This is a genomic window from Amycolatopsis sp. WAC 01376, from assembly GCF_003947415.1.
Classification (GTDB): Bacteria; Actinomycetota; Actinomycetes; order Mycobacteriales; family Pseudonocardiaceae; genus Amycolatopsis.
The window spans coordinates 465,190-490,007 of sequence record NZ_QHKL01000006.1; the positions used below are offsets into that span (position 1 = coordinate 465,190).

Consider the following 24,818-nt stretch of genomic DNA (forward strand, 5'->3'; position numbering starts at 1 on the left):
GTGATCAGGCTGTCTGCAAGGATTTCTTGGTGCCCACCAGCCTGCTGACCAGCTGGTCGCGAATGCGGGGCGGGATGTCCGGGGCGAACCGCCGGAGGTAGCTCTCGGCGTGCACCGCGTCGTCCATCAGGAACGGCAGGTCGAAGACGACCAGTTTGCGGATGGCCAGCAAGGGCACCGGCGCGCGCAGCGCCTTGAACTTCTCGTTCCACAGGCCGGGTTGTTCGCAGACCGGATGGAACTGCCCGATCATCAGGCCGTCGTTGACGAACTTGTCCTTCGCCTCACGCTGCAGATCGTCCAGCCCCGTCGCGTCCTGATAGTCCAGTTGCGGCAACACGAGGAGAATCGTCAGCAGTTCCCGGTCCGCGGGTGAGGTCCTGGCGGAAAGCCTTTCATACCAAGAACGCAGGCTCTCGATCGCGTCGCGGACGTCGGTCTCGCCGTTCGTGGTGGTCAACGCCGCCAGATGGAAGAGTCCTTTGTGGATCGACGGTTGCGTGTACGGGCACACCGGTCCGTTCCGGCCCAGTTCCGGATGCGGCGACACCAGGTAGCGGCCCGCCCAAGCCAGGATCTCCTGGGCGTAGGGCCGATGCTCCGCCGGCATGGCGCCGTTTTCGACCTCGGCCGCCGTCCAGATGAGAACCCTGTCGTCGCCGATCATGATCCGATGCTTTGCGAGAAGGTGAAGACGCCGTCGGGATCGACCCGATCCTTGATCGCCTTCAGTCGTGGGTAGTTGACGCCGTAATAGGCGGTGCGCCAGTCTTCGAGATCCGGGTCGATGAAGTTCTGGAAGGCGCCGTCGGACACATACGGCGACAACGCGTCGGCCAGTTCCGCCAGCCAGCGGAGGTTGGCGTCGACTACGGCGGGCTCGTCGTTCTCGGCCCACGAAGTGTCCATGGACAACAGGAAGAGCGCGTTCCGGTGGGCGAACGCGGTCTCCGTCGCGCCCACCCGGTTGATCGCGCCACCCCAGGAGAACAGGGCCGCGCCACCACCGTCGGGATTGCCGCTCGGGGGCAGACGGTCGACGAACGACAGCATCGTGGCGATCGCTTCGTCGGGCAGCGGCTCGGTGACGATGTTGGTCCGTACCGAGAACGCGCCCTCCGCGGTCTCGTGCAGCAGATCGTCCTTGGCCTCCCAGAAGGTCCGGTCCGCGAGATCCATGCGGATCGGCCGGGCGACGGACAGCACGGGGTCGAGGATCTCCCGCAACTCCTCGGCCGTGCCGAGGTGCTGCCCGATGGCGGACACGATGGCGTCCGACTCACCCGACTTGCTGACGCCGATCCTGACCGCGAATTCGTCCGGCGCCCGCCGCGCGACCTCCTGCAGCACCGAAAAGACCTTCGGCGCGTCGGCGCGGTCCCACAGCAGCAGGTAGCTGGCGCAGTCCGCCACCGGTCTCGCCTGGAAGGTGAAGGACACGTTGATCCCGAAGTTCCCGCCGCCACCACCGCGGCAGGCCCAGAACAGGTCGGCGTTGTTGTCCACGTCGCACCGCAGAACCCGCCCGTCCGCGGTCACCACTGTGGTCGCCACGAGCGCGTCCGCGGTCAGCCCGAGTGCGCGGGAGGTCGCCCCGCAGCCGCCGCCGAGGGTGAGGCCGGCGATGCCGACCGAGGCTCCGTTGCCCAGCGCGAATGCCATTTCGTGCGGTTGGATGGCGGCGTAGACGTCCGCCATCCGCGCGCCGCCCGCGACCGTCACGAGCCCTGTCGATCCGTCGGCGGACACTGTGTTCATCGGGCCGAGGTCGATGACCAGGCCGGTGTTGACCGAATGGCCCGCGTAACTGTGCCCGCCACAACGGGCGACGACGTCGACGCCGGTGTCGCGCGCCCACTCGATGGCGGTTCGTACGTCCGCGGTGTTCGCCACGGAGACGACACCGCGTGGGGTGATTTCCGCGAACCGTTTGTTGAACGGCACGCTGGCGTCGCGGAATCCGGCCTCGCCGGGCCGCCGCACGCGGCCTGCCACGGCGTGGTCGAGACGTCGCCAGTCCGCGTCGGATGGGCTGCGGGACACTAGCTCACCTCGTCGAGGTAGGAAACGCCGGTGGCGGCGTGCGGGCCGTAGCGCTCCCACGCCTCACGCAGGCGGAGGTGGCCGTCTTCGGTCATCTCCGGCGTGTTCACCGTGTGCCCGCAGATCACCTCACCGGTGGCGAGCACCAGGGTGTATCCCAGGTGCAGGGCGCCGTTCTCCCGCTGGGCGCCGGTGATCGACCCTCGCCGCACCTCGCCCCCGGCGAACTCGGACCAGACGACGTCGCCTTCTTGCCGGTACACGGCGATCGCCTCGGCGTCGCCGCCCGCTTTGCGGAATTTCCGCCCGTCGTAATCAATCATGGGACTCGGCCCGGGAGATCTCGTGGGAGACGAACTCGTCCGACATCGCCCGGTCCCACCAGATCGCGTAGTAGGAGAAGTCCTCGTCGTGATCGTTGACGAGGTTGTGTTCGATCCCCGGTTTCAGGAATACGAGGTCGCCTGCCACGAACTCGTGCCGCTTTTCGCCGGCGATCACCGCGGCCTTTCCGCCCATTCCGATGAAGATCTCGTGCTCGTGGTGAGTGTGGGACACCGATACGTCTCCGGGGCGAAGGACGCACCAAGCCCCTCGAAACGGTGCTGTCAAACCGTTCCATGGATAAAGCAGCTTCATCTCCAAACCGTAGGCCCGCGTCAGGTTCTCGTGTTCCAGCCTGCGGATGTCCACGACGGCGAGGTCTTGGTCAGTCACATCCCACTCCGATCAGCATGCTTTTCCTTCTCCGGCGGTCGGTGCTGATCGAGGCTATGTTCGGCCGTCTTCCCGGAGATAGGGGAACTATTCCCGATTACCGGTGAATCAGCCGCGGCCGAGACCCGCGTCACGCGCCAGGACGATCGCCTGTGCCCGGTCGGCCACGCCGAGTTTGCCGAAGACCGCGGAAACACGATTGCTGATGGTCTTCTGTGCGAGCGCCAGTTCGCGGGCGATGGCGCCGTTCGACTTTCCCGCGGCGACGCGGTCGAGCACTTCCCGTTCTCTGGTCGTCAGCTGGGGAAAGGGGTACGGTTCCGGGCCGCCCGCCGACCGCATCAGGGCGCTGAACCGGCAGGCGATCGCCTTGCCGACGATCGCCTCGACGGCGGCCACGACCTGCACGCCGCGGACGACCTGATCCAGATCGGTGCCCTTGATCAGATATCCGCGCGCGCCCGCCTGGAGCGCCGATCTGATGGCGGTGTCGTCGTCGGCCGTGCTCAGCACCAGGATCCGGGTGTCCGGTGCGACGCGGGACACCCGGCTCACCACGTCGATGGCCGCGGCCTCGCCGAGCTGAGGGTCGACGACCAGTACGTCCGGCCGATGGCGGAAGGTTTCCGCGATCGTGGCGTTCGCCGTGGCCGCTTCACCGATGACGACGATGCCGTCGACGAGTTCGAGTGCGGAGCGGACCCGGTAGCGAACGGCCGGTTGACTGTCGGCGAGGAAAACCGTCACCCATTCGGTGTCGGTAGTTTCTTCACCCCTGTTTTGTTCGGGCAGCAGACGCGCGGTGCGCCGCTGGTCATGGAGTTCCGCCGGCCACAAACGGGCGGTGTTACCGACACTGACGTGATTGTTCATCATTTTCCCCTATGCCTGCCGCTACTGAGCCTGCCTGATCGGCTCCGTTCGGTGAAGTGCGATGAAGGTGCCTGCTCGACCGTGCCGGGGATGGGGTTCGCCGGCCGCGAGAAGAGTCTATGCACTAGGTATCGAACGGATCCATGTGACCGTTATGGACAATTGATCGCAATCAATTTTTTCGCCGGTGCGGACCTGGCCGGTCAAGAGGGGAAAAGTGCCGCGCTTTCGGCATTCGGCCGAATGCGGCAACGTGACGCTACCTTATGGGGCAGACGGCGGAGCCTCTTGGGGCAGCGGGGAGGCCGACCAGGTGGTCTCCTGAAAAAGGGGAATTTCTCCCTATCGCCGGGCGGTTTTTTGTGCAGAAGCGGATGACCTTGCCGAGATTCCCGGTTCGACGGGAAAGGCGACCCTGTCGCCGGGGAAATGCCGATCCTTAGTGTCGGCAACCTATTCTGGACGAACGGGGTGTATCTGTGACTGAAATACAGGTGGGTTTGCTGGCGATCGGTGCCGGACCGGCGAACCTGGCGCTCGCGGTGGCCATCGAGGAGTCCGGGAATCCGGAGCTCGCCGAGCAGACGCTGCTGCTGGAGCAGAGTCCGGACATCAAATGGCAACGTGATCTGCTGATGCCGTGGGCGCGCAGCCAGGTCTCCTTCCTCAAGGACCTGGTGACCCTGCGCAACCCGCGCAGCAAGTTCTCGTTCCTCAACTTCCTGTACCAGGAGAACCGGCTCGACGAGTTCGTCAACCTGGGCACCTTCCACCCGTTCCGCTGGGAGTTCTCCGACTACCTGCAGTGGGTCGCGAAGTCGCTGGACAAGGTCCGCATCCGGTACGACGCCAAGGTTCAGCGCATCGAACCCGTGCGCGGCACCGACGGATCGATCACCGGCTGGACCGCGACGCTCGCCGGAGGCGACACGATCCACTGCCGCGACCTCGTCGTGGGCGGCGGCCGGGACGCGAACGTGCCGGACGTCTTCGCCGACCTTCCGGCCGACCGGATCATCCACAGTGCCCAGTACCGGCGCCGGATCGCGAAGCTGCCGCCGGACGCCCCGCTGCGCGCCGTCGTGGTGGGCGGGGCACAGAGCGCGGCCGAGATGTTCATGGCGCTGCACGACAATCTGCCCAACAGCACCCGCACCATGATCGTGCGTTCGATCGGCCCGCAGAACTACCAGACCAGCAAATTCGTCAACGAGTTGTTCTTCCCGTCGTTCGTCGACCGCTTCTACGACAGCCCGGCCGACATCCGGGAGCAGATGCTGGACGAGATGCGCCTGACCAACTACGCCGGGGCGGCCCCGCCGTTCCTCGACCACATGTACACCACGCTGTACCAGCAGCGCGGTCTCGGCGTGCAGCGTTCGCACGTGCGCACCCTGACCGAGGTGGTCGGCGCCAGGATCGAAGACGACGAGATCGTCCTCGATCTGCGTGACCGGACCAGCGGCAAGGTCGAGGCGTTGCAGTGCGATCTGGTGCTCCTCGGCACCGGCTACGACCAGCGGATGCCCGCGATGGTGCGCGATCTTGCCGACAGCGTCGGCCTTTCGGAGATCTCGGTCAGCCGTTGCTATCGGGTCGATCTCGGCGATTCCGCCTGGGGCGCGGTGTATTTGCAGGGTGTCAACGAGGCGACGCACGGTATCGCCGACTCGTTGATCAGCGTGCTGGCCCACCGTTCCCGTGACATCGTCGGCGATCTGCTCGCCCGCCGCGGCGCCGAGTCGAGGACCGCCTGATGAACCGGCTGGTGGTGATCTCGCCGGCCCCGACGGCGAACGGCGACCTGCACCTCGGCCATCTCGCCGGTCCGTTCCTGGCCGCCGACGTCTGCGCCCGGTACGCCCGCGCGACCGGTACGGAAGCCCTCTACGGCACCGGCATGCACTTCACCCAGAACTACATCGTCACCGCGGCCGCGCGGCTCGGCGTGGCACCGGAAGACCTGCGGGAACGCTCCGCGGAGCAGGTGCGGCAGACGTTGACCGCGATGGGCATCGAGGTCGACGGGTTCGGCTGTATCGGTGACAGGTTCACCAAGCTGGTCATGGACTTCTACGATCGCCTGCACGGGATGGGCAGGCTCGAGCTGCGGACGGTGCGTTTCCCGTTCCTGCCGAGCACCGGCGAGTACCTGATGGACGCCTACGTCAGCGGCGGCTGCCCGTTCTGCCTCGCCGACGGGTACGCCGGGATCTGCGAGAGCTGCGGGCTGCCGGTCGCCCCTGGCGACCTGATCGAGCCGCGTTCGACGCTGCGCCCGGACGAGAAGTTGGAGTACCGGGACGCGGACATCCTCGTCTTCCCGGTGGAGCGGTACCGCGCGGACCTGGAGGCGTACTTCGCCCGGATCCCGATGCGGCCCGGCATGGCCCGGCTCATCGAGTCCGCGATGGCGGGTCCGCTGCCGGACTTCCCGATCACCCAGCCGACGTCGTGGGGTATCCCGGCGCCGTTCCCCGAAGTGCCGGGGCAGGTCATCTATCCGCATATGGAGGGCATGCCGTGGAGCATGTTCACCACCGCGCTTGCCGCCGAGAAACGCGGCGCGGTGCTGACCGCGGACGACGAGCTGTGGCGGGAGGACTCCGGTTCGACCGTGGTGTACTTCCTCGGCCTGGACGCGACGTACCCGTTCGCGGTCGTGGGCACGGCGATGCTCACCGCACTCGGCGGCCATGTGCTGCCGGCGCAGTACGTCACCAACGAGTTCTACGAGCTGGCCAACGAGAAGTTCTCCACGAGCCGCGGGCATGTGGTGTCCGGCCGCGAACTGGCCGCCGAGGTGCCGCGCGACCTCATCCGCTTCCATCTTTGCGCCACCAGCCCCGAATACCAGCGCACCGACTTCACCCACGAGGCGCTGCTCCGGGTCAGCGAGACCCGGTTGACCGGACCGTGGAACCGGATCGCGGCGGTGGTCGACGAGTGGGTGGGCCGCGGCCCGCTGCCGGTCTCCGGCGACGCGCGGCGGACGGCGAAGCGGATGACCGAGCGGTTCGCCGACGGCTACGGGCTCGAGCGGTTCAGCCTGACCGCCGTCGCGTCGACGCTCGCCGAGCAGCTGGGGCGGCTGGACCGGCTGGCCGCCGTGACGACCGCCGAGACGGCGGGCGACCTCTGCCATCAGGTGAACGTGTTCCTGCGCTGTGCCGCTCCGATCCTGATCGACCTCGCCGCGGCCGCGCTGCCCGACACGACGTTGCCAGGGCAGGTGGACGCGGACACGGTCGTCGCCGAGAAGTTGCCGCGGCTGGGCGTCTGATGGCCTCGGTCGCCGTCGTCGGCGCGGGCGTGACCGGATTGGTGACCGCGATCGGCTGCGCGCGGGCGGGCCACCGCGTCACCGTGTTCGACCGCGGTCCCGTCCCGAACCCCGCGTCGGCGTCGTCCGACCAGCACCGCGCCCTGCGGGTGCTGCGTCCGGACGACGTCCACGGCACCCTGCGGATGGCCGAGGCCCGCCGTCGTTGGCTGGAGCTGGAATCGTTGCTGCGGACGGAGATCTTCCGGCCGGTCGGCGTGGTCACCGCGGGCACCCCGGACGAGCTCGCGCCGGTGTTCGACACGGCGGGTCGCGCCGGGCTTCCCGCGGTCGCCGTGTCTCCGGACGCTTTGGCGCCCGTGGTGTTCCCGGCCGGGACCGCCGGGGTGCTCGACGTGGGTGCCGGAGTGCTGCTGGCGGAACGGTTCCTGCGCGCGGCGGCCGAATGGCTCGCCGCGCATCCCGCGGTGACCTTGCGGCCGCGATGCGCCGTCGTCGATGTCGGAGACCATCGGGTGTCCGCGGCCGACGGGACCGTGGTGGACGCGGATCTCGTGCTGGTCGCGGCGGGACCGGGGAACACCGAACTGGTCGAGCGGCCGGTCACGCTGTACCGGCAGACCATGGTCTACCTGCGGCCGCCGCCGCAGTTGGCGGGCTGGTGGACGTCGGCCCCCGGCGTCGGCCGGATCGGTGCGGCCCGTACGGCCTGGCTCCTGCCACCCGGCGGGGGCACTCTGCTCAAGATCAGTTCGGACGCGGTGTGCCGGGAGGTCGCGGCCACCACGGAGCGGGATCGCGGACCGTGGGCGGATCGGCTGCTCGCCGAGCCGATCCTCACCGGCGCCGCGGACTACGCCGTCGTCGCCGTACGGGACTGCCACTACGCGGCCGATCCCGTCGGCGGCGGCCCGATGCTCGTCCGGATCCGTCCGTCGGTGTGGTCCCGCCCCGCCTGCGGTGGCACCGGATTCGCCACCGCGCCGCTCGTCGCCGAGGAGATCCTCGGCGCTGTCATGGAGGTCAAGGCTTGAACAAGGGGAGTGCATAGTGGAGTTCACGATTGTGGGCGCCGGGATGGCGGGCGCGTTCCTGGCGCTTTCGCTGGGCAGGCAAGGGCATACGGTCACGGTGTACGACCGCAGGCCGGATCCCCGCGAGACCGCCAGTGCCGCCACGTCCATGAACCTCGGGCTTTCCCGGCGTGGCCTGGCGGCGCTGGATCGCCTGGGGTTGTCGGACGAGGTGAGACGGCTCGTGGTGCCGATGCGCGGGCGGATGCTGCACAACCCCGACGGCGGACTGCGGTTCTCGTCCTACGGTGAAGGTGGCATCCTCGCCATCCAGCGCCAGGACCTGAGCGCGGTCCTGGTGGACGCGGCCTGCCGGGTGCCCGGGGTGCGGTTCGTCTTCGACACGCGGTGCACCGGCATGGACCGTGACCTGCCCTCGGTGTCCTTTGTGGACCCCGACGGGCGGGCGCTCGTGGTGAAGCCGGATGTCGTGGTGGGCGCGGACGGCGCGTTCTCGGCCGTCCGCCGGTCCATGCACCACGAACAGCGCGCGGAGTTCTCGCAGCGCTACCTCGAATGGGGCTGGCGGGAACTCCACATCCCGGCGGCCGCGGACGGCGGCCATCGCATGGCCGACGACGTCTTCCACCTGTGGCCCCGCGGCGACATCATGATGTTCGCCCACCCCAACCGCGACGGTTCCTTCACCTGTTCCTGTGTCCTGCCGTTCCACGGCCCACACGGTTTCGACTCGCTGAGGACCGCGGAGGACGTGGAATCCTTGTTCCGCCGCCATTTCCCCGACGTCCTGTCGCTGGTCCCCGACCTCGGCGAGGAGTTCCTGCGGCGGCCCACCTTCAATCTCGTCACCGTCAGCACGGCCCCGTGGATCCACGAGGGGAAGGTGGTGCTGATCGGGGACGCTTGCCACGCCGTCTATCCGTTCCTAGCCCAGGGCATGAACTCGGCCTTCGAGGACGCGCTGGAGCTGACGGACAGTCTCGCCAGCCACCCGGGCGACACGACGGCGGCGCTGACGAGGTACTACACCCGCCGCAAGCCGAACACCGACGCGCTGGCGGACATGTCCCACCGCAACTTCGCCGAACTCCGCGACACCGTGCGCTCGCCGGCGGTCCGCCTGGAACGCGCCTGCGACACCGTGCTGGAGAAAGTTCTCCGGCACCGCTGGATGCCGCTGCACGCGATGATCACCAACACCACCGTTCCGTACGCCAAGGCTCTTCAGCGGGCGACCCGCCAGCACCGGATCCTGAAGTACTCGGGTGCCGCGGTCGTCGCGGCCGGTGCCGCCGAGGTGATTCGGCGGCTTCGGCGCTGATCGTCCACAGTGGAAGCGCGTGAAGGCCCCCTTCCCTCGGCTCAGCCGAGGGAAGGGGGCCTTCACGCGCGTTCAGTCCTCCGGGGTGACCTCGATACGGATCAGGCCCGCGGCTTTTTCCGCGCGCTGCAACGCTTCGGCGGGGCTGTCCGCGACGGCCATCACCAAACCCGTCCGGTCCCACGAGCTGCGCAGCCCGGTGAACCGGTGGCCCGGTTTGACCTGGATGTCCACCAGGAACACGCCTTCCACCTGCCGGGCCTGCTCGAGCCCGAGGACGGCGTCGATCACGCCCGGCTCCATCGGGACGAACCGGACGGCGGCGCCGCCCTTGGCGCGGCGAGGCAACTCGGGCAGCATCTCACCGCGCATCATCGCCACGTAGGAACGCAACAGCTCCATCGAGTAGGCGCGGTCGATGACCTCCATGATCCCGTCACCGGCGATCCGGCCGGCGCATTCCACCAGGTACGGCCGTCCGTCGGAGACGATCCACTCGCAGTGCAGGATGCCGTCGGCGAATCCGACCGCCTCGACGACCTGACAGGTCAGTGCCGCGAGCTCCTCGGTGAGGTCGGCGGGAATGTCGGCCGGCACGATATGGGCCAGCTCCACCGGCCGCGGGCCGGGGTAAAGCTGTTTGCCGGTGACGTTGGCGAACAGCTGCCGCCCGTCGCGGACGAGCATCTCGACGCTGTACTCGGGTCCTGGCACGTACCGCTCGACCAGCATGGACAGTTCCATCGGCCGGTCGGGGACGAAGATGCCCTCGTCCTGTTCGACGCAGCTCGCCCATGCCTGGCCGACCTCGCCGGGGTCACGGATGATCTGCGTGCCGACCGCGGCCTGCCGGTTCGCCGGTTTGAGCACCACCGGGCCGGGGTGGGCGCGCAGGAACGCCAGCACGTCCTCCGGAGAGGTCACGGTGGCGCTTTCCGGATTGGCCAGCCCGGCGGCCGCGCTGACCTTCCGCAGCATCGCCTTGTCCCGCAGGATCTGCGCGGCCCCCAGGGTCGCGCCCGGCAGGCCGTAGCGTTCGGCGAGCCGGGCGGCGAACGGGGTGGCGTACTCGATCAGCGGGATCACCGCGGCCGGGTCCAGGTCCGGATGGGCGACGTAGAACTCGTCGGCCGAGCCGGGCCGGGCGTGCTCCCAGGCGATCAGTTCACCGACCAGGGGAGAGCCGGCCAGCCTCGTGCGCAGATCCCGTTTGCGGATGACGTCCGGCTCCTCGACGAGGACGACCGAACCGCCGGGTTCGGTGCCGGTCAGTGCCATCAGCACCGGCGTCACGAACCCGACGATCAGGATGGGCCGCTGCTCACGCATCGGACTCGGTCTTGGGCTTGTCGACGATGCCGAGCATGAACCGCATGGACGGCTTGGCGCCGACCAGATGCGCGCCGACCGTCTGGGTGACGCGGTCCCGCGCGGTGGGGTGCATGGCCATGGTCATCGAGTCGCGCAGCCACCGGTTCATCGGGTCGCCCGACCGGATGGCCGCGGTGCCGAGCAGATCGCAGAGCCGCTGCACGACCCGCTTCGACATCTGGAAGGCCTGCCAGCCGGTCAGCGCCGGAGCGACGCGCTCGTCGGGCGTGAGATCGTCCAGCGTGCCGGTGCCGTCGGCGGTGACCTCCCATTGGCGCTGCAGCGCCTGGTAAACACCGGCCCGCGTCGTGCTGTAGTCGGCCTCGCATTCGGCAAGGGTGATCTGGATGCGCTCATTGTCCTTCCAGGCCACGCCGCTCATCCGCCACGGCGAGCCCTTCAGCATGTCGACCCGTTCCATGGTGAGGCCGCGGACGTAGTCCAGCGCGGCCCTCGCCACGCCGAGCGGGACGCCGCACATGCTGCGCTGGATCACGTCCGGCTGCACCAGCGGCCCGTTGGGCACCTGCGGGTTGTCGAACGTCAGGGTGTGGTTCTCCGGGACGAAGACGTCCGTGATCGTGTAGTCGCTGCTGCCGGAGCCGCACAGGCCGAGGGTGTACCAGTTGTCGACGGATTCGATCTCGTGGCCGGGCACCATGAACAGCCGCGACTCGTGCGGGTTGCTGCCGTCCGGGCTGGCGTAGGGCTCACCGTTCTCGAACACCATGGCCCCGGACGCCACCCAGTCGGCGTGGGTCGAGCCGCTGCCGAAACTCCAGCGGCCGGTGAGCCGGTAGCCGCCGGGAACACGTTCCGCGTGCCCCGTCACGGGAAGCACACCGGCGGAGTGCATGTCGATGCTGGTGAACATCCGGCGGGCTTCGTCCTGGTCGAGGAAGTTGGCGTGCAACCCGATGTCCGAGCCGAGTTTGGCACACCAGCCGACGGACGCGTCGCCGTACGAAAGCGCTTCGATCACCTCGGTCTGCTCCATCGAGGTCATCTCGGGGCCGCCCCAGTCCCGGCTGAAACCGATCCGGAAGACACCGGCGTCGCGCAGCAACTCGACCACGTCCGCGGGCAGGCTCCGGTTCTTTTCGATCTCCGCCGCCCGCTCGCGCAGGATCGGTGCGAGCGCCTTCGCGTTCGCGAGGATCTGCGCGCCGGTCAGCGGCCTGTCGGTGCGGACGGGTTCGGTCATGGTCATGCGGAAACTCCCTCGTGTTCGTCGACGTCGAGCAGCCCGGCGGGCATCTCGAAGGCGGTACCGGGTTCTGGTGGGTCCACCGGATCGGCGTCGACCCGCACCAGTGCGGCCGCCGCGTCCAGTCGCCGGGCGCAGGTCTCGCGGTCATCGGCTTCGCACACCACGAACGAATGCCGGGCGATGTAGCCGCCGGGCGGCAGCCGCAGGGTGGCCCCGGGATCGACCATCGGTGACGCGACGACCAGGCCCGGCGCCTCGGCGGGGACCGTGACTTCGTGGACCAGGCAGTCGTGATCGGGGTAGCCGAACCGGATCCCGGCGACCGCGTGCCGGGTCGGGGCGATGACCGGCCGCCGCCCGGTCGCCACGGCGAACAGGATCTCGCCGGGGTCGAGACCGGTGGCGGTCCGGCCGAGGAACGGGATCAGGTCACCGCCGAGGCGCCCGTTGATCTCGATGATCAGCGGGCCGCGGTCGGTCAGCCGGACCTCGGAATGGGTGATGCCGTCCTCCACGCCGAGCGCGCGATGCGCCCGCGCCAGGACGTCCCTCAGTTCGGTGTCGTGCAGCAGCGGATCGCCGGCGTCGACGACGTGCCCGACCTCCTCGAAGTACGGCTGGTCGCCGGTTTCCTTACGGGCCACGAACATCGGCAGGTACTCGCCCTTGTACACGGCGGCGTCGATGCTGATCTCGGGCCCGGAGACGTAACCCTCCACGATCGCGCCGCCGCCGTAGCGGCTCTGGTCGACGGTGGCGGCGCCCATGGCTACGCCGAACGCGGCGTCCACTTCGGACTCGTCGGCGGCGTACACCACGCCGATGCTCGCGCCCATCGCCCTCGGCTTGAGCACCACCGGATAGCCGATCCGGGCGGCCTCGGCGAGGTCCTCGTCGAGACCGGTGGTCAAGGCGTATCCCGGCTGCGGCAATCCTTCCGCGGTCAGCACGGTGCGGGTGCGGTTCTTGTCGCGGCAGCCGCGGACGCCGTCGACGCTCAACCCGGGGACCCCGAGTTCGGCGGCGAGCTCACCCGCGGCGAGCACGACCGGCTCGTCCCAGCACATCAGACCGGCGATCCGGTGCCGTCCGGCGACCTCACGGGCAGCGGCGAGCATCTCGTCCGCGTCGAACACGTCCGTGTGGACGATCTCGTCGAAATACGCGTGCTGCCAGGTGGGTTTGAGATTGTTCAGCAGCACCAGGCCGAGTCCGGCCTCGCGGGCGCACCGATGGATGGACGAGACCAGGTACTCGCGGTACAACTTCAGGCCGCTGCCGATGATCAGCAGGACACCGTTGGCTTCGTTCATGGTCGCTCTCCCACGACTTCCGGCTCGGGTTTGGCCACCTTTTCCACCACGGGTGGTTGTTTGAGGCCGTAGATGTGCATCGATCCGGCGATGACGGACAGCACCGCGCAGAAGCCCCAGAACCCCGGGCCGCCGAATTCGCTCCAGAGGAACAGCCCCAGCACCGGCCCGATCGTCGCGGCCACCCCGGACAACGTCTCCTTCGTCGCGATGTAGCGGCTTCTCAGCTCCACCGGGAAAGTCGCCGGATGGGAGGCCGTGCTCGGTCCGTGGATCATCAGCCCGGACACCGCCAGCAAGGCGCCGGCGATCACGAAGAACTGATGCTGCGCGATCAGCCCGTAGAGCGCGAATCCCAGCGCGCTCACCAGGTTGCCGAACAGACCGGCGAGATTCTTCGGGATCCGGACGATGTAGGTGGTGATCTTCAGTTCACAGGTGATCAGCACGACCGAGGAGATCACCAGCACCGTGCTGTACAGCCCCACCGGATAACCGGCGTCGACGATGTTCAACGGCAGCACCGCGACCCAGCCGGCGTAGATCATCATGCCGAACAGCCCGGCCACCAGATAACACAGGAACCGGGTGTCCCGGATCATCGTCCCGTACACCGCGCGGGCGCTCAGCGCGGGAGGAGCGTCGGCTTTGGACTCGTGGGGGGTGCTGCTTCCCTTCGGCAGCAACACGAACGCCAGCAACGCCCACAGCGCCGCCGTCATCCCGTCCAGCCAGAACAGCAGATCCCAGTTCACCTGGATGACCACGGCGCCGATCAGCGGCGCCACGGCCGCGCCGATGTTCAGCGCGATGCGCATCATCGAAAAGCCCATGACCTTGTGCTCTTCCGGCATGTACTCCGCGAGCAGCACCGCGGCCGCCGGCCGGTACGCCTGGATCGCCAGCCCGGACAGCGCGACCGCCGTGACCAGTGCCCAAGGCGTACCCCGGACCAGCGGGATCGACGCGACGAGCGGCGCCGCGCACGTCATCGCCGTCACGATCGTCGCGCGGCCACCGAACCGGTGGGTCAGCTCGCCGCCGAGCATGGCACCGAAGATCGCCCCCACGCTGTACGCGGCGAGGCAGACCCCGGCGAAACCGACCGAGGTGCCCCGGAACGTCAGGTACAGGATCAGGAACGTCTGGACGAACGCGCCCAGCTGGTTGACCAGCACGCCGCCGAGCAGATACCTGACGGGGGCCGGGGTCGACCGCAGTACCGCGAAGACGCCGGTCCTCGTGGCGCCGGTCATGCGGACCCGCCCGGCTTCGCCCGGCCGCCGATCGCCGATACGTCGACTTCTCGCTCAGTCACACATCCTCCAGATTCGGATACCCGCGGTGGTTCACGAGATTTACCGGCGCGGGTCCAGTCCATGGGGAGGTGGTGCCGACGTGGCCGACCGGTGACCGAAGGCTAATTTCGGATCTTTCCCGGCAGGTAGGGGAACTGTTCCCGTCGGTTCGGGAATCTGGCGCGCTTCCCGGTCGCGAGCGTTTTGGGTCAAGAGGGTTACCAGCTACAGCGATGGCGCGTGAAGGTCCCCTTCGCTCGGCTCAGCCGAGGAACTCGACCTTCACACCTTGCCCAGTACATGAAGGACCCCTTCCTTGCGCCTAGGTACAGGAAGGGGTCCTTCATGTACTTACGCGAGCCTCCTCACCACCCGCCATGCGGCACCGAGACCCCTCCGTCAGCGGCGCGGTTCGATCGTCATGTCGCCGCGCGTCAGCGCGAGGGTCGTGTCACGGGCGAGCATGTCGTGCGGGAAGCCGAGTTCGATCGCGCTCGCCTCGTCGAGGCGGGCCAGTTGCGAGGCCGTGAACTCGACGTCCAGCGCGCCGAGGTTGTCCTTCAGCTGGGCGGGGGTGCGGGCGCCGATGATCGGTGCCGTCACGCTCGGGTTCCGCAGGGTCCACGCCAGCCCGATCTGGGCGGGGGTGCGGCCGAGTTCCGCGGCGACCTCCTTCACGACGTCCACGATCGCGAGGTTGCGTTCGGTGAGCGTGCCCAGGGCGAGGTTGAAGTTCTTGCGGGTGCCGTCCTCGGAAGGAGCCAAGTCGTCGCGGTCGTATTTCCCGGTGAGCACCCCGCCCGCCAGCGGCGACCAGGGGACCACTCCCAGCCCCATCTCGCGTGCCATGGGGATCAGGTCGCGTTCCCCGGTGCGCTCGATCAGGTTGTACTCGATCTGCAGCGCGACCAGCGGCGACCAGCCGCGCAGGTCGGAGATCGCCTGCATTCGCGACACTTCCCAGGCCGGGGCGTTGGAGATCGCCACGTACAGGACCTTGCCCTGGCGGACCAGGTCGTCCATCCCGCGCAGTATCTCCTCGACCGGTGTCGTGAAATCCCACAGGTGCAGGTAAAGCAGGTCGATGTAGTCCGTGTTCAGCTGCCGCAGGCTCGCTTCCACCGACGCGAACAGGCTCTTGCGCTGGCCGCCGCCGGAATTCGGGTCGCCGGGGCGGCGCAGTGTCGTGTACTTCGTCGCCAGCACGAGGCTTTCGCGGTTGTCGCGGGCGAATTCGCCCAGCAGCCGCTCGGAGCTGCCGTCGGTGTAGGTGTTGGCGGTGTCGATGAAGTTGCCGCCGCGTTCGACGTAGTGATCGAACAGCTTGCGTGCCTCGTCCCGCCCGGCGCCCCAGCCCCATTCGGTGCCGAAGGTCGCCGCGCCCAGCGCCAGCGGGGAGACCCGCAGCCCGGACCGGCCCAGCAGCCGGTAGGTGTCGAGGGTGAGTGACATCGTGTCCTCCTGTACTCGTGATCCGTGGTCGAAGACGAGTCTGCGACCGCCGCGAGCAGGGGTTAAGGGAGAGGACTTCCTGGGAACAGTGGTCCCACCCTCGCTGTTGGACCCGGCATGACGACCTCCACCGTGGACACGACACAGGAGCTGGCCGCGTTCCTGCGGACCCGGCGTGAACGCCTGGACCCGGACGCTTTCGGCCTGCCGTCGCGCCGGTCCCGGCGGACCCCGGGGCTGCGCCGGGAGGAGGTCGCCGAACTGGCCGGGGTCAGCGTCGACTACATCGTGCGGCTGGAACAGGCCCGTGGGCTGCGGCCCTCGGCGGACGTGGTGGAGGCCTTGGCCGGGGCGCTGCGCCTTGCCCCCGATGAACGTGCCTACCTCTTCGACCTGGCGCGGCAGCGTCCCCGCAACGCAGACAAACTCGCGACCACCGCGGCGCCGCCGCTGGCCCGGCTGGTCGCCGACCTGTCACCGCTGCCGGCCATGCTGATGAACCACCGCTACGACATCCTGGCCTGGAACGACGAAATGGCGCGGCTGCTGGTGGATTTCGACACCTTGCCGCCCTCGCAGCGCAATTCGATGTGGCTGTGCCTCAAACATCCCGAGATCCGCGAGTACTACGCGGACCGTGAACGTGTCGTCCGGGAGGGGATCGCCCATCTGCGCGCCGCGTGGGCAGCGCATCCGGACGATCAGGCCTTGACCGAGCTCATCGCCGAATTCACCGCCGACGAGGAAATCGCGCGGTTGTGGGCCGAACGTGACGTGAAGGTCAACGGCCGCGGGCGCAAGGTGATGCGGCATCCCGAGGCCGGCATGCTCGAACTGCACTACGAAGTGCTCACGCCACTGCAGGATTCGGACCAGCGGCTGGTGATCTACCGCGTGGGCTCCTGAAGCGCGTGAAGGCCCCCTTCCCTCGGCTCAGCCGAGGGAAGGGGGCCTTCACGCGCTTCAAGCGGTGACGAGCGACAGGCCGTAGGTCTGCAGGATCTCGTTCACCGGCTGGAACCAGGTTTCGCCGCCGGAACCGCAGTTGCCCCAGCCGCCGGAGGTGACACCCTGCGCCTGGTCGCCGGTGATGAAGGAGCCACCGGAGTCGCCGGGTTCCGCGCAGACGTTGGTGCGGGTCATCTGGTGCACCGCGCCTTGCGAGTAGTTCACCGTTTCGTTGTGCCCCAGCACGGTGCCGCAGTGCCAGTGCGTGGTCGAACCGGACCGGCACACCGAGGTGCCCACCGGCGCGACCCACGATCCGCGGACGAGCGCGTCGCTCACCGTGCCCCAGCCGAGTACGACCGGTGCGGTCCACCAGCCGTTGCCGATCCGGATGAACGCGTAGTCGTTGCCGGGGAAGGAAGAACCGGCGAAGCTGCCCATGGCCGAGCCGTCCCAGCCGACGACCGGGCTGCCGTTGCCGCCGCAGTGGCCGGCGCTGACGAATCCGCCGTGGACGGAGAAGCCGATCGAACAGCGGGTGTTCCCGTTGATGTAGTACGGGTCGCCGCCGACGGTGCCCGCCGCGAACGGTTCGGCCTTGGCTGCGGTGACCACCGTGACCGAACCGGATTTCCTTGCCCTGGCGAGGAAATCGTCGACGTCGGAGCCGTGCGCGCCCGGGCGGACGGCGACCACGACACTGCCGCTGCGCGGGTCGGCACGCCAGCCGCTGACGGCGGCGGGGGCGGGCCGGGTCTTGGTCGAGGAGTCGATCTCGGCCTTCGCCGCGTCGAGCCGGGCCGCGCTGATCGCGACCGCGGCAGGTTCGGCACCGGCTTGCCGGACGGCGGCGGCCGCCGCGGGATCGGTCACCCCGACGACGAGTTTGCCACGCGCAGGGTCGAACCAGGCGCCGCCGAACGCGGCACCGGCGGCCTGCTGGGCGCCGGGCAGCACCCGTGAGGCGGTCATTTCCTGGGTGAGCCGGGTCGAGGCCTGCGCGGCGGTGAGCCCCAGGTCCCGCTGCATGGCGGCGATCAGTCCGGGGGAAGCCTGCGCGATCGGGGCGAGGGCGGCGGAAATGAGACTCGCGGTCAGGACGGCGGCGCCGCCGACTGCCAGGGCGATTCTTCGACGCATGGTCTAGTCCTCCAAGGCCGGGGGAAAGAAACACACTGCCCGCCGAGTGTGCGGCCGAGGCCGGCCAAAGGGCGAGAAATGTCCGGTCTTCTGTCCGGAATTCACAAGAGCGAATGCCGGCGGATCGCGCCGAGGATCGTCTACTTAGGACAGTCGGGTCACGTGGGCCATCCGAGCGCCCTCCCGGTGGTTCCAGTACGTTGCCGGATATGACCGCGTCGCCGGAGGATGTGCCGGAACAGGTGCTGCGCACCTCGATCGTCGAGCGGCTTTTCGCTCGCGAAGCCGACCCGCGCCCGCTGTTCACGCATCAGGACCACGGCGCCGGTCTGGACCACACGGTCACCTGGACGGAGTTCGTCTCCCGGGTGCGAGTGATCGCCGGGGCACTGCGGCGGGTCACACGGCCGGGTGATCGCGCCGCCGTGCTCACCGGCCAGGACCTGAATTACCCCTTGGCGTTCTTCGGGGCGCTCGCCGCCGGCCTGGTGGCCGTACCGCTGATGGCTCCGGGCAGCCCTGCTCGGCGAGGCAGGCTCACCGGTGTGCTGGCGGACTGCGACGCGAGGGTGTGGCTGACCTCCGCTGCCGCCGCCGTGAAGGTGCGCGAGGTCGGAACACCTGACCAGCTGATCGTGGTCGACGAGGTCTCCGGACCGGGCATCGATCCGCTACCTGTCACTCCCGAAAGCCCCGCCTACCTGCAGTACACGTCCGGGTCGACCCGCGAGCCCGCCGGTGCCGTCATCCCGCACCGGGCGGTCGCCGCGGCGTGCTGGCAGGCGAGCCGCGCCTACGCCGTCGACGAGAACACGACCTGCGCCGGCTGGATCCCGTTCTTCCACGACATGGGCCTGATCCAGCTGCTCTGCCTGCCGGTCCACGCGGGAGCGCGATCGGTGTTCATGGCGCCCGCCGAGTTCGTGCACCGGCCCGTGAGATGGCTCCGTCAGCTCGCCGATCACCCGGCCGTGTTCACCGCCGCGCCGAACTTCGCCTTCGACCTGGCCGTCGAAGCCGCCGGCGAGGCAGGGGACGAGCTCGACCTCTCCGACGTCCGGGTCGCGCTCAACGGTGCCGAGCCGGTCCGGCCGCGTACGGTCGCGCGTTTCCTGGAAGCCTTCGGCCCACGCGGATTCCGGCCGGAAGCGCATCGTCCGTCTTATGGCCTGGCCGAGGCCACTGTGTACGTCGCGAGTGCAGGCGCCGAGGGTCCACGGGGCGCGGTGTTCGACAGGGAGGCCCTCGCGCAGGGCCGGGCGATCGAGGTGCCCGACGGCCAGGAACTCGTCTCGGTCGGCCGTCCCCTCGGACAGAGGGTCCGGATCGTCCGCGACGGGGTGGCGCGGCCCGACGGCCTCGCCGGGGAGATCTGGATCCACGGGCCGAACGTCGCCGCGGGATACTGGGGCCGCGGCGACGCGGCCGCGTTCGCGGGCGAACTCGACGGCCTCGGCGGCTGGCTGCGCACGGGTGACCTCGGCGTGTTCCACCGCGGAGACCTCTACATCACCGGCAGGCTCAAGGACCTCATCGTCATCGACGGCCGCAATTTCCATCCGCAGGACATCGAAGCGGTGGCGGGGGAAGCGCATCCGGCGATCCGCCGCGATCGCGTCGCCGCCTTCGGAATCTCGGACGAAATGGGCGAAGGGGCGATGTTGGTAGCCGAATGGGCAAAGAACGCCGAAGCCGATGTCAAAGAAGTCACCAGAGTGGTATTGCGCGCGGTGTCACGGGAACATGATCTGACGTTGCGATCCGTACGTCTGGTTCCCTCCGGTGACCTTCCGCGCACTTCCAGTGGCAAGGTCGCGCGTGCGGCGGCGAGGGCGCGTTATAGTCGGCGCCGTGGGTGATCACCGCGCGGAGGTCGTGAAGGTCGTCAGCGAGACTTTTCGGCTTGATCCCGCCGAAATCGAGTTCGACGCACCACTCGAAGAGCTGGGTATCGACTCCAAGGGACGGATAAGACTCCTGTCGGCGCTGGAGATCTACCACGACGTGAGAATTGATCTGGACCAGCTGGACCGGTTCACCGACATCGGGTCGGTGGCCGAAGTCCTCGCAGAGGCACTCGGCGGCAATGCCGGCGGATCCGACGAAAGGCGCTGAAAAGAATGAGCGGGGGCTTCACCGCGGCGACCGATGCGCTTTCATCGGCGTCGAAGAACATCGGAAAGCTGACCGAGCAGTTGCTCGAGGACAATCCGGATCTGTCGAGTACGCCGGTGAACGCGGCGGGCTTCGGCCAGGCTCACGGCGACCACGCGAAGAAGTACACCGATGGGGTGGCGGCGTTGTGGGCGTCGGTCCAGGGGTACAGCACCACGCTCGGCTCGTTCGGCACGAACCTCGGCACCGCCGGCACGGCCTACGGCACCAATGAGGACGAGCAGAAGAACAAGATCACCGAGACGGGGATGCGCTAGTGGCCACCGAAACCACCTGGACCGACGTCAAAGCCGTCCTCGACGACCCGGCCGTTCCCGCCGAGAAGAAGACCCAGCTCATCGGCTCGTGGATGCGGACGCATCCGGCGCCCCCGCCGTGGACGGCGGACCAGGAGCCGGAGGAGATCAAGCAGAAGCGCAAGGAAGCCGAGAAGTACGCGGCGTCCTACAACGCTCACCCGCTCCTGCCGTATGACGACGACGTCGACAAGGTCTTCAAGGACGCGAAAGGCGCGGGCGACCAGGCCAGCTTCAACCGGAACGCGGAGAAGAAGGCCGTCGACGACGGCAACAAAAAGCTCGACGACACCAAGGAACCCACCGCGGAGGGCGCCGGGACCAAGACGTCGGACGAGATCTTCGACGCCGCCGCGCCCGCGCTCAAGGTCTTCGAGACCTTCGGCTCGCTGCTGGCGAAGCTCCCGGAAGACTGCCGTGGCACCACTCGCGCGCTCGACTTCGAGAAGGACATCAAGAAGCCGTTCGACGAGCAGCGCGGCATCAGCTTCAAGAACTTCGTCGACGACGCCGCCCACTTCAAGACCGGTTCGAAGACCATCGACAAGGCCATCGACGACACCGGTTCCCAGCTGAACACCCTTTACGGGACCTGGACCGGAAACGCCGCGGACGCCTCGTCGGAGAACTACAACGAGAAGATCCTCCCCAAGGCCAAGAAACTCTCCCAGACACTGACCAACGCGAGCGAAGCGACACTGCACACCACCGCCGCGGTGTTCAAACTGTGCAAGGGCAAGGCCGACACGGTCATCGACCTGTACAAGGAGATCGTCGGCAAAGCGGACTTCGCGATGGCGCAGAAGGTCATCGCCATCGCCGCCGGTGAGAAGAGCGGCAAGGAGGACCTCGGCGCGATCGCGGGCTGGATGGACGTCAACTTCGGCTCCAACCTGGTCCAGCAGTTGAACAACGACGGCTGCTGCGACGACGACGAGTTCAAGAAGGCGGGCCAGAACCTCGCCAAGCAGTGGATCCAGCGGCAGTTCATCCCCGAGATGTGGACCATCATCTACGAGGGATTCGCCAAGTCCTGCAAGGAAACCAAGGATTTCGTCAACCAGGCCTACGACGAGCTCGACAAGGTCATGGGCAAGGTCAAGAACGAGTTCGAAGGCGCCGGTGACACGGGCGGTGCGGGCGGTGCCGGTGGCACGGGTGGCGGACCTGGCGGCACGGGCGGCGGACCCGGTGGCGGCGCCCCGGACTTCACCGGTGGACAGGGCGGTCCGGGAGGTGGCCCTGGCGGCGGTACCGGCGGCGGCCCGGGTACCGGTGGCGGTCCCGGCGGTGGGCCCGGTGGCGGTTCGGGCAACGGCCCGGACTTCACCGGCGGCTCCGGCGGTGGACCGGGTGGCGGCCCTGGCGGTGGCACGGAAGGCGGCTCGGGCAGCGGTCCGGGTGGCGGCTCGGGCCCGAGTGAGTCGGGGCCGGGCGGTTCCGGTCAGGGCGGTCAGGTCAAGCCTCCGCCGGTCCCCGAGGTGAACATTCCGGAGGGCGGCACGGGCGGGTCGCCGGGCGGCTCCGGCGGTGGCCCCGGTGGCGGTCTCGGCGGTGGGCCGGAGGCGAACAAGGACCAGACGTCGCCCTCGGGCTCGGCTCCGCCGCCGTCGAACGGCGACGAGCAGAAGGCCGCGGCCGAAGAGGCGAAAAAGCAGGCCGCCGCGGCTGCCGAAAACGCGAAGAAGCAGGCTTCCGAAGCGCTGGGCAAGCTGGGTGACGGTCCCACCGGTGCCGACCTCGGCGGTTCCGGCGGCTCCGGGCCCGGTGGCGGCTCCGGCGGTGGCCCGGGTGGCGGCGGGGGCAACACGGACGCCGCCGCCGAGGCCAAGGCCGCGGCCGAGAAGGCCACTGAGGACGCGAAGAAGCAGGCGTCCGACGCGCTGAACAAGATGGGCGACGCCCCTGGCGGCCTTGGCGATGGCGACTCGAAGGACACCGATTCCCAGGCTGCCGACGAGAAGGCCGCGGAAGAGGCGAAGAAGAAGGCCTCCGACGCCTTGGACAAGCTCGACGACGAGCTGCCCGGTAAAGACGGCGACAAGCTCACCGGCGACAAACCCGGCGAGGACGGCGACAAGGCCGAAGACGGCGAACGCGAGACTCTCAAGGTCAAGCAGGGCGACACGACCTTCGAGATGACCGAGCCGGACAAAGACGGCGAGATGGAGATCAAGGTCGGCGACGGTTCCGGGCCCGCCAAGGACTTCAAGCTCGACTGGACCGGCGACGGCGACGAGTCCAAACTGGGCTCCACTCCCGGGCAGGACGACGGCAAGCCGGACAAGGACGACGTCCACCGCCCGGGTCCGGACGGCAAGATCCACATCCAGGACGGCGATGTGAAGATCACCGCAGAACGTCCCGACGGACCGTCCGGGCCGACGGTCGTCACCGTCGACGACGGCACCGGCAAGCCGACCACGTACACGCTCGGCGAGGAGAAATCCCTCGCGGACAAGGCCGCGCAGCCGCTCACTCCCGTCACCGGCACGACGCAGCCCGAGCCCCGTCCGGCCTTCACCGCGCACGAGGGTGGCGGCGGGACGGTGCCTGACGGCATCGCCGCCGGTGACGTCAGCAGTGGCAGTGGTTCCGGCGGTGGAGGGGGCGGTGGTTTCGGCGGAGGCGCCTCGTCGCCTGCAGTGCCTTCAATGCCTTTCGAAACCGCGAGCCCCGCGACGGGCCAGTCGTTGTCCGAGGGCGTGCACACCGGCGGTGGTGCGCCGGCCCATCAGCCGCAACCCGTGGCTTCGGGTGCGCCGTCGGCCCCGATGGGCGGATCCGCCGGTCAGTCGTTCGGCGGTGGCGCGATGCCGCCGATGGGCGGCATGGGCGCCGGTGGAGCGGGCGGTGCGGGCGGCGGCGACCAGGAACGGAGCAACCGCGCGTACCGGATCGAGGGCGAGGTGTTCGACCAGATCAACGAACCCACCGGCCGGATCACCGGCTCACTGCTGGACGATGAGGATCAGTCGGTCACCCGTAAGCGGTGAGCCGGGGCAGGGGAGAACAGATGAGCGCCGATGACACCACCGGTATGAAGGCGACCCTGGATGGTCTCGTCCGCGAGCAGGCGGAGCGCCGGGCGCTGCGGGACCAGCGCGCAGGCGAGATCAAGGCCGGCGCGCAGGAGTTCATGACCAAACAGGTCCAAACCGCCCAGCGCTACGTCGAGCACCGGCGGGAATTGGGGCAGCGCAAGACGAAGTCCGGCTGGAGCACCGACCGGTCGCACGCGGAGCCGGGCGCCGCGTCGGCGTTCGGAGACGACCCGGTGGACATGGCGGCCCCGTTCGCTTCGGAGGCGCCACCCGCCGCCCCCGCCGGGCGGGACACCCCCCGGCGCGCTCCCCGCGCACGCCCGGCACCGGCGGACGACGAGGACGACGCCTTCCTCAACAACCGTTGGCGCGACTGAGGTCGTGAGTGGTGAGGGTGGTGATTCGGGACCCGGCCGGTTCCCGAATCACCACTGACGAGCCGGGTCAGGCTCGCGCGGCGTTCGCCTGGATGGCCAGCCAGACCTCGTGCTGCCCTTCGGTCTTGGCCCACAGTGCCGCCAGCTCGTCAGCGCTGAAGTCCTCCAGCGGGATACGGAATTCCCGCAGTGTCTCGGCGAATTCGTCGAGAGTGGACAGGGTGCGGCGGTCGGCGTCACCGCGCTTGACCGTGCGGGCGCGAAGGGCCAGCTCGCGGCCGTCGCGATGATGTTGCGCCACGAGCACCTTGGCGAGCGCGGAGTCCGGCGAGGTGTTTCGGGCCCGTTCGGTGAACTCGGTGATGTCGCGGGGTGCGGTGCGGAAGTCGGACGAGTCGATCGTGCCGCCCGGATGGTGGTGCATCCGCCAGGTTCCGGCGTCGAGGCGTTCCATCCGGAACTCCAGTTCTCCTTGCCAGTGCGTGCCTTCCCGTAACGGCAGCGGCTCGAGGAACGCGTCCCCGATCCCGGTGTCGGCGAGCCAGGATTCGCCGTCGACGTCGACCAGCAGGGCGATGTGGTTGCCCCATTGCCCCTCGCCACGGGTCGCGCGCAGGACTGCGCCTTCCACGATGGTCACGGTGAACCCGGCGGCCCGCAGCAGAAGAGCGAGCGCGCCGTTCATTTCGTAGCAGAGCCCGCCGCGGCCGCGGCGCGCGAACTTGTCGATCAGCGCGTTTGGGGTGAGCGAGATCGGCCTGCCCAGCTGGACGTCGAAGTTCTCGTACGGGACCCGCAGCCGCCACGCCCGGTGCAGCTTCCGCAGCGTGGCGAGATCCGGCCGGACGGGGTCGCGGTACTCCAACCGGTCCAGGAACGCGTCGATGGTCATGGGTCTCTCCTCCAGCAGTAAGAGTCACTCT

Annotated in this window: 22 protein-coding genes; 10 read left to right on the forward strand and 12 right to left on the reverse strand. The window is 68.7% G+C overall.

Going from position 1 to position 24,818, the window contains the following annotated elements:
• Positions 1–4 precede the first annotated feature (4 nt).
• The 5 genes from DMH03_RS29140 to DMH03_RS29160 all read right to left on the reverse strand — a co-directional run bounded on the left by DMH03_RS29140 (position 5) and on the right by DMH03_RS29160 (position 3,507).
• Complete coding sequence (locus DMH03_RS29140) at positions 5–667, reverse strand: DUF6875 domain-containing protein (protein ID WP_125795168.1); 663 nt, start codon at positions 665–667, stop codon at positions 5–7.
• Positions 664–2,043 (reverse strand): FAD-binding oxidoreductase, encoded by a 1,380-nt coding sequence (locus DMH03_RS29145; protein ID WP_125795169.1) that lies wholly within the window; start codon positions 2,041–2,043, stop codon positions 664–666. Before DMH03_RS29145 ends, DMH03_RS29140 begins: the two co-directional genes overlap by 4 nt.
• Positions 2,043–2,366 carry a hypothetical protein gene (locus DMH03_RS29150; protein ID WP_125795170.1) on the reverse strand — a complete coding sequence of 108 codons (324 nt, stop codon included), beginning with the start codon at positions 2,364–2,366 and terminating at the stop codon, positions 2,043–2,045. The genes DMH03_RS29145 and DMH03_RS29150 overlap by 1 nt, the downstream gene beginning before the upstream one ends.
• Positions 2,359–2,682 (reverse strand): cupin domain-containing protein, encoded by a 324-nt coding sequence (locus DMH03_RS42665; RefSeq protein ID WP_255431260.1) that lies wholly within the window; start codon positions 2,680–2,682, stop codon positions 2,359–2,361. Before DMH03_RS42665 ends, DMH03_RS29150 begins: the two co-directional genes overlap by 8 nt.
• Positions 2,683–2,868: 186 nt before the next feature.
• Complete coding sequence (locus DMH03_RS29160; RefSeq protein ID WP_233611702.1) at positions 2,869–3,507, reverse strand: response regulator transcription factor; 639 nt, start codon at positions 3,505–3,507, stop codon at positions 2,869–2,871.
• A 605-nt stretch (positions 3,508–4,112) separates the two neighbouring features.
• Between DMH03_RS29160 and DMH03_RS29165 the strand changes: the two genes are divergently transcribed.
• The 4 genes from DMH03_RS29165 to DMH03_RS29180 are packed head-to-tail and all read left to right on the forward strand — an operon-like array spanning position 4,113 to position 9,271.
• Positions 4,113–5,390, forward strand: coding sequence for a SidA/IucD/PvdA family monooxygenase (locus DMH03_RS29165; protein ID WP_125795172.1), 1,278 nt, complete (start codon positions 4,113–4,115; stop codon positions 5,388–5,390).
• Positions 5,390–6,916 (forward strand): class I tRNA ligase family protein, encoded by a 1,527-nt coding sequence (locus DMH03_RS29170; RefSeq protein ID WP_125795173.1) that lies wholly within the window; start codon positions 5,390–5,392, stop codon positions 6,914–6,916. The genes DMH03_RS29165 and DMH03_RS29170 overlap by 1 nt, the downstream gene beginning before the upstream one ends.
• A complete protein-coding gene (locus tag DMH03_RS29175; RefSeq protein ID WP_125795174.1) occupies positions 6,916–7,950 on the forward strand; it encodes an FAD-binding oxidoreductase in 1,035 nt (344 codons plus the stop codon). Before DMH03_RS29170 ends, DMH03_RS29175 begins: the two co-directional genes overlap by 1 nt.
• A 16-nt stretch (positions 7,951–7,966) precedes the next feature.
• Positions 7,967–9,271, forward strand: a complete 1,305-nt coding sequence (locus tag DMH03_RS29180; protein WP_125795175.1) for an NAD(P)/FAD-dependent oxidoreductase — start codon at positions 7,967–7,969, stop codon at positions 9,269–9,271.
• 72 nt (positions 9,272–9,343) lie between these two features.
• Here the strand turns inward: DMH03_RS29180 and DMH03_RS29185 are convergent, their stop codons facing one another.
• The 5 genes from DMH03_RS29185 to DMH03_RS29205 all read right to left on the reverse strand — a co-directional run bounded on the left by DMH03_RS29185 (position 9,344) and on the right by DMH03_RS29205 (position 15,915).
• Positions 9,344–10,600, reverse strand: a complete 1,257-nt coding sequence (locus tag DMH03_RS29185) for an ATP-grasp domain-containing protein (RefSeq protein WP_125795176.1) — start codon at positions 10,598–10,600, stop codon at positions 9,344–9,346.
• Positions 10,593–11,852, reverse strand: coding sequence for an acyl-CoA dehydrogenase family protein (locus DMH03_RS29190; RefSeq protein WP_125795177.1), 1,260 nt, complete (start codon positions 11,850–11,852; stop codon positions 10,593–10,595). Before DMH03_RS29190 ends, DMH03_RS29185 begins: the two co-directional genes overlap by 8 nt.
• Entirely contained in the window at positions 11,849–13,165 is a 1,317-nt protein-coding gene (locus DMH03_RS29195) for an acetyl-CoA carboxylase biotin carboxylase subunit family protein (RefSeq protein ID WP_125795178.1), read from the reverse strand. The genes DMH03_RS29190 and DMH03_RS29195 overlap by 4 nt, the downstream gene beginning before the upstream one ends.
• Positions 13,162–14,421: an MFS transporter gene (locus DMH03_RS29200; protein ID WP_125795179.1), complete on the reverse strand. Its 1,260-nt coding sequence runs from the start codon at positions 14,419–14,421 to the stop codon at positions 13,162–13,164. The genes DMH03_RS29195 and DMH03_RS29200 overlap by 4 nt, the downstream gene beginning before the upstream one ends.
• Positions 14,422–14,862: 441 nt before the next feature.
• A complete protein-coding gene (locus DMH03_RS29205; protein WP_125795180.1) occupies positions 14,863–15,915 on the reverse strand; it encodes an aldo/keto reductase in 1,053 nt (350 codons plus the stop codon).
• 117 nt (positions 15,916–16,032) lie between these two features.
• On the opposite strand from DMH03_RS29205, the gene DMH03_RS29210 reads away from it, so the two are divergent.
• Positions 16,033–16,821: a helix-turn-helix transcriptional regulator gene (locus DMH03_RS29210; protein ID WP_125795181.1), complete on the forward strand. Its 789-nt coding sequence runs from the start codon at positions 16,033–16,035 to the stop codon at positions 16,819–16,821.
• Between the two features lie 57 nt (positions 16,822–16,878).
• Here the strand turns inward: DMH03_RS29210 and DMH03_RS29215 are convergent, their stop codons facing one another.
• On the reverse strand, positions 16,879–18,003 hold the full coding sequence (locus tag DMH03_RS29215; protein ID WP_125795182.1) for a S1 family peptidase: 1,125 nt from the start codon (positions 18,001–18,003) through the stop codon (positions 16,879–16,881).
• Between the two features lie 209 nt (positions 18,004–18,212).
• On the opposite strand from DMH03_RS29215, the gene DMH03_RS29220 reads away from it, so the two are divergent.
• From DMH03_RS29220 to DMH03_RS29240, 5 genes are read left to right on the forward strand one after another with little or no spacing between them, the layout of a single operon-like run.
• The gene (locus tag DMH03_RS29220; RefSeq protein ID WP_199749059.1) at positions 18,213–19,862 is read left to right on the forward strand and encodes a fatty acyl-AMP ligase; all 1,650 of its coding nucleotides are present in this window, start codon (positions 18,213–18,215) and stop codon (positions 19,860–19,862) included.
• The gene (locus DMH03_RS29225) at positions 19,855–20,118 is read left to right on the forward strand and encodes an acyl carrier protein (RefSeq protein ID WP_199746585.1); all 264 of its coding nucleotides are present in this window, start codon (positions 19,855–19,857) and stop codon (positions 20,116–20,118) included. The genes DMH03_RS29220 and DMH03_RS29225 overlap by 8 nt, the downstream gene beginning before the upstream one ends.
• Before the next feature lie 5 nt (positions 20,119–20,123).
• Positions 20,124–20,435: a hypothetical protein gene (locus tag DMH03_RS29230; RefSeq protein ID WP_034311561.1), complete on the forward strand. Its 312-nt coding sequence runs from the start codon at positions 20,124–20,126 to the stop codon at positions 20,433–20,435.
• On the forward strand, positions 20,435–23,470 hold the full coding sequence (locus tag DMH03_RS29235; protein WP_125795184.1) for a WXG100 family type VII secretion target: 3,036 nt from the start codon (positions 20,435–20,437) through the stop codon (positions 23,468–23,470). The genes DMH03_RS29230 and DMH03_RS29235 overlap by 1 nt, the downstream gene beginning before the upstream one ends.
• 20 nt (positions 23,471–23,490) lie before the next feature.
• Positions 23,491–23,895 carry a hypothetical protein gene (locus tag DMH03_RS29240; RefSeq protein ID WP_125795185.1) on the forward strand — a complete coding sequence of 135 codons (405 nt, stop codon included), beginning with the start codon at positions 23,491–23,493 and terminating at the stop codon, positions 23,893–23,895.
• 67 nt (positions 23,896–23,962) lie between these two features.
• On the opposite strand, the gene DMH03_RS29245 is transcribed toward DMH03_RS29240, so the two are convergent.
• Positions 23,963–24,787 (reverse strand): arylamine N-acetyltransferase, encoded by an 825-nt coding sequence (locus tag DMH03_RS29245; RefSeq protein ID WP_125795186.1) that lies wholly within the window; start codon positions 24,785–24,787, stop codon positions 23,963–23,965.
• Between the last annotated feature and the right edge of the window lie 31 nt (positions 24,788–24,818).

Excerpts from the sequence above, each read along its gene's own strand:
- DMH03_RS29220 (WP_199749059.1), top strand. The coding sequence starts at position 18,213 with ATGACCGCGTCGCCGGAGGATGTGCCGGAACAGGTGCTGCGCACCTCG.
- DMH03_RS29150 (WP_125795170.1), bottom strand. The coding sequence starts at position 2,366 with ATGATTGATTACGACGGGCGGAAATTCCGCAAAGCGGGCGGCGACGCC.
- DMH03_RS29190 (WP_125795177.1), bottom strand. The coding sequence starts at position 11,852 with ATGACCATGACCGAACCCGTCCGCACCGACAGGCCGCTGACCGGCGCG.
- DMH03_RS29200 (WP_125795179.1), bottom strand. The coding sequence starts at position 14,421 with ATGACCGGCGCCACGAGGACCGGCGTCTTCGCGGTACTGCGGTCGACC.
- DMH03_RS29210 (WP_125795181.1), top strand. The coding sequence starts at position 16,033 with ATGACGACCTCCACCGTGGACACGACACAGGAGCTGGCCGCGTTCCTG.
- DMH03_RS29215 (WP_125795182.1), bottom strand. The coding sequence starts at position 18,003 with ATGCGTCGAAGAATCGCCCTGGCAGTCGGCGGCGCCGCCGTCCTGACC.
- DMH03_RS29230 (WP_034311561.1), top strand. The coding sequence starts at position 20,124 with ATGAGCGGGGGCTTCACCGCGGCGACCGATGCGCTTTCATCGGCGTCG.
- DMH03_RS29170 (WP_125795173.1), top strand. The coding sequence starts at position 5,390 with ATGAACCGGCTGGTGGTGATCTCGCCGGCCCCGACGGCGAACGGCGAC.
- DMH03_RS29140 (WP_125795168.1), bottom strand. The coding sequence starts at position 667 with ATGATCGGCGACGACAGGGTTCTCATCTGGACGGCGGCCGAGGTCGAA.
- DMH03_RS29245 (WP_125795186.1), bottom strand. The coding sequence starts at position 24,787 with ATGACCATCGACGCGTTCCTGGACCGGTTGGAGTACCGCGACCCCGTC.
- DMH03_RS29175 (WP_125795174.1), top strand. The coding sequence starts at position 6,916 with ATGGCCTCGGTCGCCGTCGTCGGCGCGGGCGTGACCGGATTGGTGACC.
- DMH03_RS29205 (WP_125795180.1), bottom strand. The coding sequence starts at position 15,915 with ATGTCACTCACCCTCGACACCTACCGGCTGCTGGGCCGGTCCGGGCTG.
- DMH03_RS29195 (WP_125795178.1), bottom strand. The coding sequence starts at position 13,165 with ATGAACGAAGCCAACGGTGTCCTGCTGATCATCGGCAGCGGCCTGAAG.
- DMH03_RS29240 (WP_125795185.1), top strand. The coding sequence starts at position 23,491 with ATGAGCGCCGATGACACCACCGGTATGAAGGCGACCCTGGATGGTCTC.
- DMH03_RS29185 (WP_125795176.1), bottom strand. The coding sequence starts at position 10,600 with ATGCGTGAGCAGCGGCCCATCCTGATCGTCGGGTTCGTGACGCCGGTG.
- DMH03_RS42665 (WP_255431260.1), bottom strand. The coding sequence starts at position 2,682 with ATGAAGCTGCTTTATCCATGGAACGGTTTGACAGCACCGTTTCGAGGG.